Origin of the sequence: Citrobacter sp. Cf088, from assembly GCF_030334295.1 — a bacterium.
Taxonomy (GTDB): Bacteria; Pseudomonadota; Gammaproteobacteria; order Enterobacterales; family Enterobacteriaceae; genus Citrobacter; species Citrobacter freundii.
In genome coordinates this window covers 1-12,713 of record NZ_JAOWEE010000026.1, presented here as the reverse complement: position 1 = coordinate 12,713, position 12,713 = coordinate 1, and the positions used below count along the sequence as shown (strand labels likewise).

Annotated in this window: 12 protein-coding genes; 3 read left to right on the top strand and 9 right to left on the bottom strand. The window is 49.3% G+C overall.

What is annotated here, in order from left to right; all coding sequences use genetic code 11:
• Positions 1-53: 53 nt before the first annotated feature.
• From OGV71_RS01620 to OGV71_RS01610, 3 genes are all read left to right on the top strand, one after another.
• Positions 54-1,742 carry a portal protein gene (locus OGV71_RS01620; RefSeq protein WP_071444902.1) on the top strand — a complete coding sequence of 563 codons (1,689 nt, stop codon included), beginning with the start codon at positions 54-56 and terminating at the stop codon, positions 1,740-1,742.
• Positions 1,743-1,755: 13 nt separating this feature from the next.
• Positions 1,756-2,769: a head processing protein gene (locus OGV71_RS01615; RefSeq protein ID WP_197385910.1), complete on the top strand. Its 1,014-nt coding sequence runs from the start codon at positions 1,756-1,758 to the stop codon at positions 2,767-2,769.
• A 566-nt stretch (positions 2,770-3,335) separates the two neighbouring features.
• The gene (locus tag OGV71_RS01610; protein WP_220755881.1) at positions 3,336-4,253 is read left to right on the top strand and encodes a hypothetical protein; all 918 of its coding nucleotides are present in this window, start codon (positions 3,336-3,338) and stop codon (positions 4,251-4,253) included.
• On the opposite strand, the gene OGV71_RS01605 is transcribed toward OGV71_RS01610, so the two are convergent.
• From OGV71_RS01605 to OGV71_RS01565, 9 genes are all read right to left on the bottom strand, one after another.
• Positions 4,254-4,745 carry a TIGR02594 family protein gene (locus tag OGV71_RS01605; RefSeq protein WP_071444906.1) on the bottom strand — a complete coding sequence of 164 codons (492 nt, stop codon included), beginning with the start codon at positions 4,743-4,745 and terminating at the stop codon, positions 4,254-4,256.
• A gap of 97 nt (positions 4,746-4,842) precedes the next feature.
• Positions 4,843-5,136 carry a hypothetical protein gene (locus OGV71_RS01600; protein WP_071444907.1) on the bottom strand — a complete coding sequence of 98 codons (294 nt, stop codon included), beginning with the start codon at positions 5,134-5,136 and terminating at the stop codon, positions 4,843-4,845.
• Complete coding sequence (locus OGV71_RS01595; protein ID WP_286532471.1) at positions 5,126-8,164, bottom strand: hypothetical protein; 3,039 nt, start codon at positions 8,162-8,164, stop codon at positions 5,126-5,128. Before OGV71_RS01595 ends, OGV71_RS01600 begins: the two co-directional genes overlap by 11 nt.
• A gap of 101 nt (positions 8,165-8,265) precedes the next feature.
• On the bottom strand, positions 8,266-8,613 hold the full coding sequence (locus tag OGV71_RS01590) for a hypothetical protein (RefSeq protein ID WP_071444909.1): 348 nt from the start codon (positions 8,611-8,613) through the stop codon (positions 8,266-8,268).
• Positions 8,610-10,508 (bottom strand): antirestriction phage head protein DarA, encoded by a 1,899-nt coding sequence (gene darA, locus OGV71_RS01585; protein WP_071444910.1) that lies wholly within the window; start codon positions 10,506-10,508, stop codon positions 8,610-8,612. Before darA ends, OGV71_RS01590 begins: the two co-directional genes overlap by 4 nt.
• Complete coding sequence (locus tag OGV71_RS01580; protein ID WP_071444911.1) at positions 10,505-11,137, bottom strand: defense against restriction DarA-related protein; 633 nt, start codon at positions 11,135-11,137, stop codon at positions 10,505-10,507. Before OGV71_RS01580 ends, darA begins: the two co-directional genes overlap by 4 nt.
• Complete coding sequence (locus OGV71_RS01575) at positions 11,124-11,573, bottom strand: hypothetical protein (protein WP_071444912.1); 450 nt, start codon at positions 11,571-11,573, stop codon at positions 11,124-11,126. The genes OGV71_RS01580 and OGV71_RS01575 overlap by 14 nt, the downstream gene beginning before the upstream one ends.
• A complete protein-coding gene (locus OGV71_RS01570) occupies positions 11,573-11,887 on the bottom strand; it encodes a hypothetical protein (RefSeq protein WP_071444913.1) in 315 nt (104 codons plus the stop codon). Before OGV71_RS01570 ends, OGV71_RS01575 begins: the two co-directional genes overlap by 1 nt.
• A gap of 100 nt (positions 11,888-11,987) precedes the next feature.
• On the bottom strand, positions 11,988-12,629 hold the full coding sequence (locus OGV71_RS01565) for a recombinase family protein (RefSeq protein ID WP_197385936.1): 642 nt from the start codon (positions 12,627-12,629) through the stop codon (positions 11,988-11,990).
• Between the last annotated feature and the right edge of the window lie 84 nt (positions 12,630-12,713).

The following is a 12,713-nucleotide window of genomic DNA, read 5'->3' as shown; positions in this document are numbered from 1 at the left end:
AAAATCCACGTAAATCTAAGCGGTCTGTATTTAACAAAGGTACTGGTCAAAACATGGCTAACAGAAAGACGACAAGCTCCGGGCCACTTGCGGCCCTGAAAAAAATGTTCTCCAGTGCGCCTGCCGCGCCACTGGCACAACTCCCCATCAGCAGTGGTCACAATGTGGTTTCACGGTCGGGGCTGTCATTTCTGACTGGCAACCGGCAAGACGCGCCTGGAGAACTGACAACACAGGCGGATCAGATAGGTATCAACCTTGAGCTGCCTCTGGAAAGGTTGTCGCGGTACACAGTGCTGGAGGAAATGGCAAAAAGCGCCACGGTTTCCCAGGCGTTAAATATCCACCTCGCGCAAGCCTTATCTCCCAGTAAACGGACGGGCCTGGCGTTCTCCATCGTTGCTAAAGACCCAGGGGATAAAGAAACCGTGGCGCGCTGCAATGAGCTAATGAATGACCTGGGGGAAATGATTGATACCGGCCTGCCGTCGTGGGGGTTACTCATGGCTATTTTCGGCGTCGGATATATGCGCCCCTACGGTGAGCCTGGTCGCGGGATCGTAAATATCGAATCGTCTTACTACACCCTCCCGTACTTCATTCAGGAATTTAACAAAGGCGGGACTCTCGCGGGGTTCTCAGGCGATTACCTTCTTTCACCGGAAACAATGCAACGCATGCTGGCTGACCCGTGGGAGATCGTGGCAATGAAAAACCCGTTTTGGACGCCATCAGGGAAAATTATTCCGGTCACAACCGGTACGCGTGGATATTCCCTATTAACGGAACAAAACCAGCACCCTATCACCGAAACGCAGAACTACGGGACCAGCTTTCTGGAAAACTCGTATGAAGCGTTTATGAACCTTTGCGGCGCACTGAATGCACTGAAGGCCACACGTTACAACGCTGCAAAAATTGACCGGCTGATCGCACTGACAACCGGCACTCTCGATCCGGTAAACGCCGCGAACTACACGCGCACGGTCAGCCAATCCCTGAAGCGTAACAGCGAAGCTATGTCACGCCGTTCTCTGCAGGCGAATACCATGCCGACGGTGCTTAACCATCTGATACCGGTTATGGGGGATGGCAAGAATAACATCACTATTGATACCCAGTACATTCCAGCTGATATCACCGGCATTGAAGACGTCATGTTTCATCTTCGCCAGCTGTGCTCAAGCCTGGGCATAGACTCGACCATGCTCGGCTGGGCAGACCAAATGTCAGGGGGATTAGGTGAAGGTGGTTGGGCGCAAACAGCTATTCAAGCCGCGATCCGTGCTCAATGGCTCCGCCAGGCAGCAAGCGATGTGATTTACCGGCTCACGGATATTCATCTGGCATACAAACACGGTAAAGCCTACCTGTCTAACCAGCGCCCCTACTCCGTCCAGTTCAACTCAATGAACACAGCATTGATGCAGGAAGAAGCCCGAGATCAGGATTCCCGTGCCAACTTCATCGCTGTTATCACGCAAATTCTCGACCAGATCCAGCAAAGCCCCAAATTGGCTGGTAGTGAAACGTTCATGCGTTACCTGTTTTGCGACCAGCTAAAAATGGATGAGCAGATGCTGCAGTCCATGATCAAAGAGTTCAATGCGACCAAAGACGCAGGAGAACACGACGACATGATGTACGAATCCGCCCCAGGTAGAGGTGATGACAGTAACCCGGAAACATGGAGTCGGGAACAACTGCTTAACTTCGCCAAATTTGTTATGACACAACAGTAATACGGAGCACACCTTGAAATCACTAAAGACAGTTACCGATCGCTTTTCTCTGGTGGACACCATTCGTCGCCACACACCGCAGAATACGCGCAATTACATCCTGAAATCGGTTAGAGATACCTTCAACGATCCTGAAGTAAAAGAATGCATCTCTCTCGGTGAAATGTACGGCTACTATGGTCATGGTCGCCGACAAATTCACTACGCCAAAACAGGAAAACTAACTCTCCCTGAAGTCTCCGTAGCGGTTGTGGAAGGCAAACCCGTAACTCTGACGAATGTCCCGTCCAACCGCACCCTTTCAGTATCAGTAGATGATGATGGCGTGGTCACGCACACACAGGAGATTCTTGATACTGAGCCAGGCCATATTGTCAGTGGCATGGAGGCGTCAAGAGCTGGTGGCTGGAGTTGGGCCACTGGCGGCAACGACAGTTCACTCCGTTCAGTAGTCACCGGCTTTTATGGTTTTGACTATGTAACCACGCCAAACTATATCAGCCTGGACAGGGCGTCATTAATGCTTGAGTCTGCCGGTACGCGCACCGAGCTTATGATCGCTGGGCTGATTGAGTCAGGTTTTAGTGAAAACGCGGCAACGGACCTTTGCCATCACTTTGAAACTTTGCGAGAAGATCAGGCTATGTTTGAGGCCGTAGAGCATACCAGCCACCTAGAAAGTAAGATGTGGGCGCTGCAGGGCCAACTGGCGGAAATGCAGGCGCGAGTTAGTGAGCAAAACGCCATGCTGGAAAGCGCCGGTGAACTGGCGAAAACCCGCCGCCGTATTATGCGAGAAACATTAAACAGCCTGCCTGTTTTTCTCAGCAAAGAACAACGTCAGGCGCTGCTACGTATGGAATCTGAAGAAGATATTCATGTGTTGTCTGCGATGCTGGAATCAGCTGCAGGAAATATGTCTTCCAGCCTACCTATCGGCGATCACCCTCCCCGCCAACACGATCCGGCGAAACAAACCAACATCGCCAGCGATGAGGATGTACTCTGGTTACGTCCGAATAAATAACTTCGTAGCAAACCGCTCAAACCGCCTTAACTGGCGGTTTTTTATGCCATTCCAGCAATAAATTAATAACGTTAATTCTAAGGTGTAAATAAACACAGCATTGTCAAAAACAAGAGATCAGAATAGTATCCAGTTCCCGACGATCAGGATCGTAACGGCTAAAAAGATCGTGCTTTTTGGGAATCTGTGGGTGATATTACCCGCTGAAAGCAAAAAACCACCCTGCCAGGTGGTTCTTGCCGGGGGTTAAGCCCCTGAAATTCAATGTGATAAGCCAACAACCATGCCGAAACAAAGAGGCAACAATAAAAGGAGACAAAAAGGAGGCAAATATGAATTAACCCGATCCGTTTTTCCCAGCCCACAAAGATGAAAACGTTCTTTACTGAGCGGAGGCCTTTTGTTGTCTGGTTACTAGACTAGCGTCCAGTTTACTAGCGCCGATCTCGGCACTCAAGTCTTTTTTTTGCTCACCCGTGACCATCTTTGTCCAAATGTTACTCAGTGACAGGAAGCCCCGCGTCTGGAGGTTTTCTAAATCAATATAACGATGGAAATGAAGCAGAATGGATAACACAAAGGAACTATGGAATGACATGTCGTCGGCTATCACGGGCTGTGTCATTAGCGCTGACCTGCCAGATTTTGAACACTATCACCACATGGACAATGAGGCTCTCTGGCTTGAAGTACAAAAGAACTACCCCACGGGATATAAACTAAGTCACGCTTTTCTTTTCCTGCCAGCGGCGCTTATCAGCCGGACCGGGAAACTGATTGCTGCCAGCATCGCCAACAAAGTAAATCCGTCCCACACCGGCGTTTGCTATGCCAGCCGTAAAACGCTCGCGCTCGATGCCGAAGTTTCCATAGCCACACTCGACCGCTTCACTGCAGGCGCTTCCGGTCGCGCTATTTTTACTTCTGAAATACCCCAAGACAAAATTGGTATTGAAACTGCCAGACGCACACTAACGCGCGGTGCCATGCTGTTTTGCCTTGCGATCGCACTGTTTCGTAAAACCACCAGCAGAGTGAAACAAAAAGTAATGGCCTTCGCTTTGAAAGCCGCGTCAGCTGTGCTTTTCAACAAATCAGGGGGGCGCAAAACGCAACCCGAAAAGGGGGCGCAAAATGCGTCACAAAAGAAGATATTAACCCCTTCTAAAAGTCAGAAAGAAAAGACAAATATTGGGACCGGTGAAAGTGATCCTGTGGATAAGCAAGAAGGAGTGAAAGGCAAAACGCTGAAGCAGTGGAATGAGCGCATTAACAAAACACGGATTCAGGGGCAGCTCAATACAGCAGAACGCAATTACCACGAACGACAGTCTGTACTCGGTGCCAACGAGAAGCGTTACAAGCACATGTTCATCAAGCTGATGGATACCATGAAAAAATCTATCCACCAGCGTGATGACGGTATATTCCGTGCCAGCTTTAAAGACGTGGATTACAGCAAAAAACCGGATGGTTTTCGGTAATTACGCTTCGCTGGTGGACGTCTGCGCATTCTGCAGTGGTAGCTTGTATGACTCCGGCCCCGGCTCACCGGCAGGCCAGCGATAACCGGTTACACGGCTACGCGGGAATGCACGAATGTTTACAGCATCGCCCTGGTTGCCCCCCAGCACTAACAAATTACGGTTTGCATCCTGACCAACAACAAAGCCGACATGACCGCCACCTTCACGGGTAAACGTCACAATGCAACCATATGCCGGATCGTGCAGCGCGGTTCCCCAAGAGGTGTAGCTTCGTGCCGATTCAAATCGAGTAGACTGGATGCCTACACGCTCAAGCATCGCACCTACAAATGCAGCACACCACGGAGTTTCATCGTCTTTGATGCCACCACGTTTAATGTCCTTCCACATTTGTAGGATCTCGGGGTTATGTTCCGCACCTTTGATTTCACGTAACCCGATGTGTTTACGGGCCTCAACTATCCAACGGAGTTCATTGGGCTGACTCATGCTTTTTTCCTCTGTTAGCAATGAGCCGAAACAGTAACCGCTCTGTACTTTGCAACCGGTAGCGAGCAAAAAGAAGCCCACACGAAGTGGGCGTTTCTTAGTGGATTGTGCTGGCTATGTTCGGGGTATCTTCATCATTCGGATCATCATCGCCAGCGTCAACTTCAGGCCAGTCCACCTGCCAACCAGCGCTTTCCAGGCTACGTAAGACCAAATGTGCGTCAGCATTTAAAGAGTTCACCTCTCCCACGGCAGAGTTAGGCCGTACACCGTTAAGAGCATTGCGCATATCATCCTGGGTGATATCTCCCTCAACTATTACCAGCGTACCGGCATTACTGCATTCAACCATACCGGCTTTTCCTCCGGGCATTGTTACCTTAATGCGCATTCTGCAGCTCCTTAAAGCATCCCAGTAAAAACTCGATAATGCCGTCACCGTTTAAGTATGAAGTTGCAGTCAATTCAGGATCGGCGTAGCACTGCAGCGCCATTGAAAACACTTCAGTAGAGCGGCAATTGTTCAACGATGGTGCTTTCGATAATAACTTACCACTCGCGAGACTTACCCTATTATCCATGTAGATTTTTGACATGTAGTAATGACTTAGTGATGTTTTGACCTTGTACTCAGCATCGCCGTACCCGCCAAAATTGCTGTATACCAACCGTCCTTCAGTCTTTGATTTAATGAAGCCTTTTGCGCGCTCCAGCAAATGGGGGTTAGAAAATTCCACATGGTGTCCAAGTTCGTGCCACATAACATGTTCGGCATCCGTATCCGCGTCGATCGTCACAGACTGGCAGCTCTGGCTTGCACTCGCTCTAACCTTCGCCTGGTGCTCAATCTTTTTCAGCGTATCCAGCTTGCCGCCGGTCAAGGTAAAGACCTTTTCCGCAACATCGCGCGCATCGTACCCAGTACGCCATCCTGCTGTAACAGTGGTTTTCTCAATAATGTCGCTATCCAGTTCAATCGCATTGCCCCACGCTTCGGCATCTTCTTTTGACACTGGGGATGCCTGCATCACGGCATCCATAGCCGCTTTAACTTTACTGTGTATTTTCTCAACAATTAGAGGCGGGTATGGAGCTTTATCCTTGAATAACCTCTCAAGTTCATATAGCTGAACGGCTTCATCTGATTCACGGTCTATAAACCATTTAAGCCGATCTACCTCCAGACCTATCCCGCCATGTGGCGTGAAAACATCTTTCAAATATGGTTTCAACTTTTCAGGCCGGTCACGAACTTTATTAATCTGCTCAATATAATAATCGACCTCTTCAGGTAGCTTTAGACGACCATCCTTATCATTAGTTTCGGCAAGCGCTTTCAAGCGGCGTAAAACATCGATGTAAGCATCTGCCAGCTCGTCGCCGCTAAAGTCTTTCGACAGCCCTACCGCATCGAGCGAAGCCTTTCCACTTTCCATTACATCGCTAATGTCCGTGAGTGCCTTTTTGCCTGCAGCGATCGCCCACTGCAGAGCGGCTATCGTTTCAGGGATACTTTTTGCATCAGCCAGTTTTTTATCAAACTTACTCGTGACTTTCGCATAGATGGCATGCGGCATTTTCATGAATTTGTCCAGCCAGGTTCTGCAGGCCTTACGCAACTCCTGCCAGCTCAAGTCTGATTGCATTAAGTCTTCAAGCTTGTGCATAAGCATGAACAATCGATCCGGACTGGCCCCACCCTCTGATGCTTCCAAAAATAACTTCACCCGGTAATCAATATTTCTGGCATCCGCCAGTGACGGCGCAGGTTCATTATTTTTAATGGCTTCCTGCAACGCCTTGTAGTAGAAGGCGCTATTTTCTGAAGAAGTTGCCATTTCGCCAAGCAGATTGCCGCTATAACCGTGCGCTTCCACCCATGGCTGAATTAGAGGTCGCTGTGAATAAAGCATGTTTCTGCCCACAGAAGCACTCAGGCGCGCGAGATTTTCTTCAGTATTCGGATTGGCCTTAGCAAGCTTTCCGGTCATTTTGATGACGTTTACCAGCTCGTCAACGCTTGTTGCACTCGTGATCATTTGCGATATATAGGCACGGTTATCACCCGGTGCTGATTCGAACATCGCAAAGTTAAGCCCTTTCCCCTCACCAAACTCATCTTCAATTTCGGTAGAGACTGCAGACAACACATCAACAAGTGACAGGCTACCGCCGCCAAACATATCCCCCAGCGCCTGCTGCTGGTGGATTAGCTCATCATTTATTTTTTGCGCCATCTTCTTGAAGGCAGCGCCTATACGCTTGGAACTGCGACTATTGGCAACGATAAATAGCGCCAGGGCCTCAGCCTCTTTGCTGATGTCTTCAAACAGCCCTTGTTGTGCGATCACCTCTTCGATTGCCTGGCCTGAGTCTTTGGCCCGGCGCACAAGGTTAATGGCCTCCTGTAGCGCGGCAATGGCCTGTTTATCAAGACCGTCCACTTCCTCAATACCACCCACCAGCCCATTCACAGCCTCTTTGTGAACGTCACCAGATAGCATCTGCATTTGTGCAAAATCACTGGCTGCGGTGTTGAGTGCAGTCAGGATATTACGCATCTCGGGATCGGGTTCTTCTGCGACCATTTTTACAAGTCGTTCGTCTTTGTACGCTTTTGCAAAAATAGCGTTCTGAATGCGATCAATCAGCTGCTTGGTCGGCCTGCCGTCAGTCGTTACCAGACCTGCAGTTGCAGTATCCCCAATTTCGCGCATAAACGACTGAATGAAGCCGTCATTAGACCGGGCAAGTAGATTTCCCTCTTCGGAAGGGGAAAACATCGCCATAAGCCGCTCATCGAGCATTTCGGCATCTACGAATGCCTTTTCGCTCGCTGCCATTTCCTGCAGATCTGAGAGGTTGGAATCTCTGGCAAACTGAGCACGATCAACGTCGGTGACACGCTCCCTCACCAGCACCGGCATATCCATCCGGGCAATATCTTCAGCCTTAACCCCATAGTCGGCTGCATGGTCGATCAGATACTGGCGATAGCTGTCAGCCTGCCCTTGCTCATAGGCCCGTAGTATTCCCATTGAGCGCCCATTCCCCGACTCAACAACGTTGTCAGGGCCGACAATAGGCGCACCGTGGCTACTTAACCCTGAATCGGTTAATTGTGCTGGACGTAAGTTTCCGGCGATCTTGCTCACCTGAATCTTACTCGACATTCGGGTACGATCCCTCGGCTGCAGCTCCGTTGGGAATGCAGGGTTTATCGTCCCATCAAGGTTATTCGAAATTATCAGGCTACTGGCATTAACAACTTTAAAGCCCGTTTTGACCTCATCCCCTTTGCTCGTCACAACAAACGACGTTCGCCCTATGGGGGTTTGTCTCAACTGCAGTGACGCCACCAGCGTAATTAGGCTATCCAGACCTGGTGTGTTGCTAATGGCCTGTTGTGCTGTTTCCAACGGTCATACCTCCACGTTTTAGGTTTCGTGAAGGATAAGGAGTGTGTGTTATTCAGAGGGGAGAAGAAAAAGCCCCGATTAACGGGGCTGGTTATCAGAGATCAGATGGCGTAGTCATTCTGAGCAACCCACGCATTGGCCTGGCCCTTCATATCGTCCAGTGTCAGAAATTCGTTAAGGTACTCACCGACCTGGCGAAGCGTATCCACAAAATCCATTTGGGCCTGTTTTACAAACTTCCCGGAGAGAAAGTCTTTAACGATAGACGGCGTATTATCTTCAGCTGGGTCGGCTGGGATTGATTCGGTACCGTAACCCAGCTTCACCAAAATAGCGTCGATTTCGTCATTCAAATCCAGCAAATCCAGCCCTTTAGCTGTTGTGGCCTGAACCATCAATTCATCCAGGCGATCATTCAGGTCAAGGCGTTCCAGCGCGCTTAAATTCATGCTCCAGCCCCCTCTCTTTGAATTGCCACCAGTAAATCAGACAGGTGTTGCGCAGCGGCATTCACTTTGTCTTCATTTTCGTCAAAACGACCAGCATTCTGTAGTGCGGCAATAGCCCCGCGAACCTTGTTACGGGCGTCACGGATTTCCGCTATGTCTTTCGACTGCAGTTGCATTACGGCATCCAGATAACTCAACGCATCATTCGCTGCTGTATCGGCTTCAGATACCACGGGAGTTTCCTCATTAGTCTGCGGCGGCGTGGGAGGTGTTTGGCTTACCAACTCGGCCTTAACTTTCTCCATAAAGTAATCGAGATCGTCGCCTTCCGGGTAAGCAATGTTCGGCGCAGCTTTCTTCGTATTCAGCTTCACCTGAGAGCCGAACGTTGCCGGGTCACTCTCAGCCATTTCAACATATTGCTGTGCGTAATTAGCCATTGAATCACTAACGACGGTTTTCGCCAGTACATCGAGATCCGCCTCGGTCGGAATCAGCTTCAACTCAAAATTAGAGGCTTCCTGCTCTGTCAGCTTACGATCGTATTCAATGAAACCATGACGAGCCAAACGACCATATTTATCGCTCTGTTCCGGCGCATCCAAAATTGCAGTGTGATCTGCCGGGACAGCACCGATACTCGCTGGGCGACTTGTAAGCGCATAACGGTACTTAGCGGTTGGTTCTGGCGGTTGTTCTGGTGGCAACTCCGGCGGTTGTTCTGGCGGTTGCTCCGGGGGAAGTTCTGGTGGTGGTGGTGTCGTGACAACGTAACGATCAGCGCGGTTCTCTCGATAGGCTTTCAGTAATTTAGTTGCAGTAACCCCCATAGCCCCGCCCTGGGATGATGGGGATGGCATTTCATAAACCTTACCAGAAGGATCGGTAATAATTACGCTACCTTGCAGCTCGCCGTCATGATCATATGAGTTGTAACGGATTATGGCCCCATTACTCAGAGTTGCCTTACCATCAATACCCATACGGTCTTTCACTTTGCGCGTTGCATCCGTGAAAGATGAACCGGTATCAGTGGTACCGGCCTGAGATACTCCCTGCAAAGCTACAATTTTAGCCTCCAGTTCGGCATTAATTCGACGCTGGTTAGCGAGCTTCTCCCGCACGTCCCGCTCATCGCTCTGATGTGCGATTAACTTGGTCTGGAGTGATTCGACCTGAGTTAGCAGAGAGGATTGTTGTTCGCTTAACTGATCATTTTCAGCGTTCAGCGCGTCTATATCACTGCGTAATTTAACCTGAGCATCTTGCTGCTTCGTGAATTTTGCACTGTTACGCTCTGCCAGGTTTGCAAGAGCTTGCGTTACTTGCTGCAAAGACACATCGCGACCGCCAATGGGGGCCACAATATGTGTTACATCGCGCTTGTTCAGCAAGAAACGGAAGGCCACCAGCAAATCATTGTTCTTTACGCGCCCGTTATCTGCAGTCGGGGAGTGGAAAACCAGGGAAATTGACTGCCCATCTGATAATGGAATCAACGCCGTCATAATTGGAATACTGTTCACCCGGCGAACCTTACCGATGACAGCCCCTCCAATCGTTTTTTCACCGCTATCGTCCAGGCCAGCATCATCCGTACCTGCTTTAATGTCGGTTCCGTTCAAACCGCGATTTAATGCCCTTACGAACGCGCGCATGGTCTGCGACAAACGCATGCGCTCAGTGCTAATCGCTTCAAACATTGCTGCATGAGAGACATAGACCAGCTCATCGCCAAGATAAGACTGGTCCACTTCTTCAATAGTGGCGCTTTCCAGCATCAAATCGGCGCTCTGGCCCTTCATCAGTTCGTTGTAAATATCATCAGAAACTGCAGGCGCTATATAGCCAGGCACGTCTTTCAGAAGAATTTTGTCAGTCAGTATTACGGTCATTTTTCCCCCTTCTGCAGTTGTGCGATCTCTTTCTCTAACTGACTGGTTTTTGCCAGCTCCAGATTTAGCTCGGCCTGGATGTTTTCACGCGACTTTTGCGTCATGTCGGAATCAGAGGATAAGGACTCAATTTTCTTTTGAGTCGCGGTAATACCGCCCTTCAGTTCCTCACGACGTGCGCGCGCATCGCTGAGGATCTGCACACTGGATTTAACGCCTTTGGTAGTTTTTGGTTTATTGCCAGCCTCATCTTTTTTCGCAGCCCGCGCGAGTTTTCTGGCTAGCGCTTTCTGAAATGCGGTGGAGCCTTTACGGAATAAATCAGCTAATGATTTACCCAGCTCAGCCATAGTTTTTACGGGGGTGTATGGTGCGTTCTTGCCGTTCAGCTTAATGCCAGAGATATCGCCAGTGTTGTTGACCTGAACAACCATAGCCTGTTCATCAATCCCTTTCAGCTCGAAAGTTTTTACCGGGATACCATCTTTTCGACGGGCTGTGCCTGCAGGTATGATTTTGACAACCTCATACCCTGATTTAGAGATAGCCTTCTTCAGCTTATCAAGGCCTTTCTCGTTCAACTCGTCAAAGTTAAGCGTGATGTAGCCCTTATCTTTAGTTGATGACACTGTATCCCCCTTTCTCCTTTGTGATGAGGTAATTACGGGAAGTTGATTCCTGAAGCGGGAAAATACGATACAGCGGATTCATTCGACTATTGCCGTGCGTTACACGGATCGTTAGTTCCCAGGTCCCCGTATCCAGATAGCGAGTATCAATAAGTAAATACTCCTGGTTTAAGCCTTTGGGCGTTAAATCCAGTGTTCTGGTCTTACCCGTAATTACCGCAGTGGGGTTACTGGAGTCGCGCAACCAATATTCGATATGCGCGCCGGTTAGCTTCTCGCAATTGACCTTAAACTTAACCGGGAAAGCTATCGCATTGTCCTTAACGACGCCTTCACCGGCCCCCAGCAACACGACCTGCTTTCTTTTACACAAAAAGCGATCGAGCACCGCTATCGCAGCCATTCCCACAAGGAAATATTGTTGAATATCGTTCATTAGCCCCGGCCCCCTTTTGGCCCAAATAAATATTGGATTGTGTCGATAAGTCGGTTTTTGAGAGCTGTAGACACCTCGCGACCGTTGTTGCTAACAACGAGCACGGCGAGATATAGCAAGCTATCGTCCCAGGCCTTATGTCTGGCGATGTAATAAGCGGTCAATCCTGCGAGTACCGCTAACACCAATTCGGTGAGCAAGTTAAGGGATGACGCTTTTATCCTTTCCTCGCGCACCCCATGCAGGAAAACGCCAATGCCGCTGAGTAGCGACAGGAAAAGCGCCTGTATGAGATTCGCTTCTACTTCTGCCACAAACCCTCCGTAAAACTACTGATTTGAAAGGTGCAGAGTAGTGAGTATGTGTATTGCAAATGAAAGGAGTTGGCTGGGGCTGTTTGAACTTAGAACCTATCTAGCCTTCCTCCAGAGCCTGCTCCCATATCGGTCGCTTGTTGAACTCCGCTTGTTCATAGGCATCCGTATACGCATCGTCCAGGCTTTCCATCTGTGATGCAGGAAACTTTTTATAGAGCGTCGAGACACCAACATCGAAAATAATGGCGACCTGCTTACGACTCATGCCGTCGAGAATTAAACGTCCCATCTGCGCCCAATCTTCCTGTGAGTATTTTGGTGGGCGACCACCTATTCGGCCTTTTTTACGTGCAACAGCCAAGCCCGCGCGCGTTCGCTCAATGATGATTTCACGCTCCATTTCCGCCAGCGCCGACATAATATGGAATGTGAAACGCCCCATTGATGTATCGGTATTTATGCCTTCGGTCAGAGACAGAAACTTGATATTTTTCTGTTTAAATGTTTGTAGCAGATCCGCCAGGTTTATGAGTGAACGCCCCAACCGGTCCAGCTTCCATACAACAACCGTATCGCCAGGTTTTAATTTTTTGAGTAAGCGGTTTAACCCTGGTCTTTTAGCTTTCGTGCCGGTCATTTTGTCTTCGAAAATTAGCTCACAATTTGCACGTTCAATAGCTTCGCGCTGAAGTTCAGGGTTTTGGTCAATTGTTGACACTCGAACATAACCAATTCGCATATTTTTTAACCTATTTTCTGTGAGAAAAAAACGGCGAATTGTATCCGATACTTATGAGGGGGATATCAGAAATGTTGGTTTAGT

Excerpts from the sequence above, each read along its gene's own strand:
- OGV71_RS01565 (WP_197385936.1), bottom strand. The coding sequence starts at position 12,629 with ATGCGAATTGGTTATGTTCGAGTGTCAACAATTGACCAAAACCCTGAA.
- OGV71_RS01600 (WP_071444907.1), bottom strand. The coding sequence starts at position 5,136 with ATGCGCATTAAGGTAACAATGCCCGGAGGAAAAGCCGGTATGGTTGAA.
- OGV71_RS01590 (WP_071444909.1), bottom strand. The coding sequence starts at position 8,613 with ATGAATTTAAGCGCGCTGGAACGCCTTGACCTGAATGATCGCCTGGAT.
- OGV71_RS01620 (WP_071444902.1), top strand. The coding sequence starts at position 54 with ATGGCTAACAGAAAGACGACAAGCTCCGGGCCACTTGCGGCCCTGAAA.
- OGV71_RS01605 (WP_071444906.1), bottom strand. The coding sequence starts at position 4,745 with ATGAGTCAGCCCAATGAACTCCGTTGGATAGTTGAGGCCCGTAAACAC.
- darA (WP_071444910.1), bottom strand. The coding sequence starts at position 10,508 with ATGACCGTAATACTGACTGACAAAATTCTTCTGAAAGACGTGCCTGGC.
- OGV71_RS01610 (WP_220755881.1), top strand. The coding sequence starts at position 3,336 with ATGGATAACACAAAGGAACTATGGAATGACATGTCGTCGGCTATCACG.
- OGV71_RS01575 (WP_071444912.1), bottom strand. The coding sequence starts at position 11,573 with ATGAACGATATTCAACAATATTTCCTTGTGGGAATGGCTGCGATAGCG.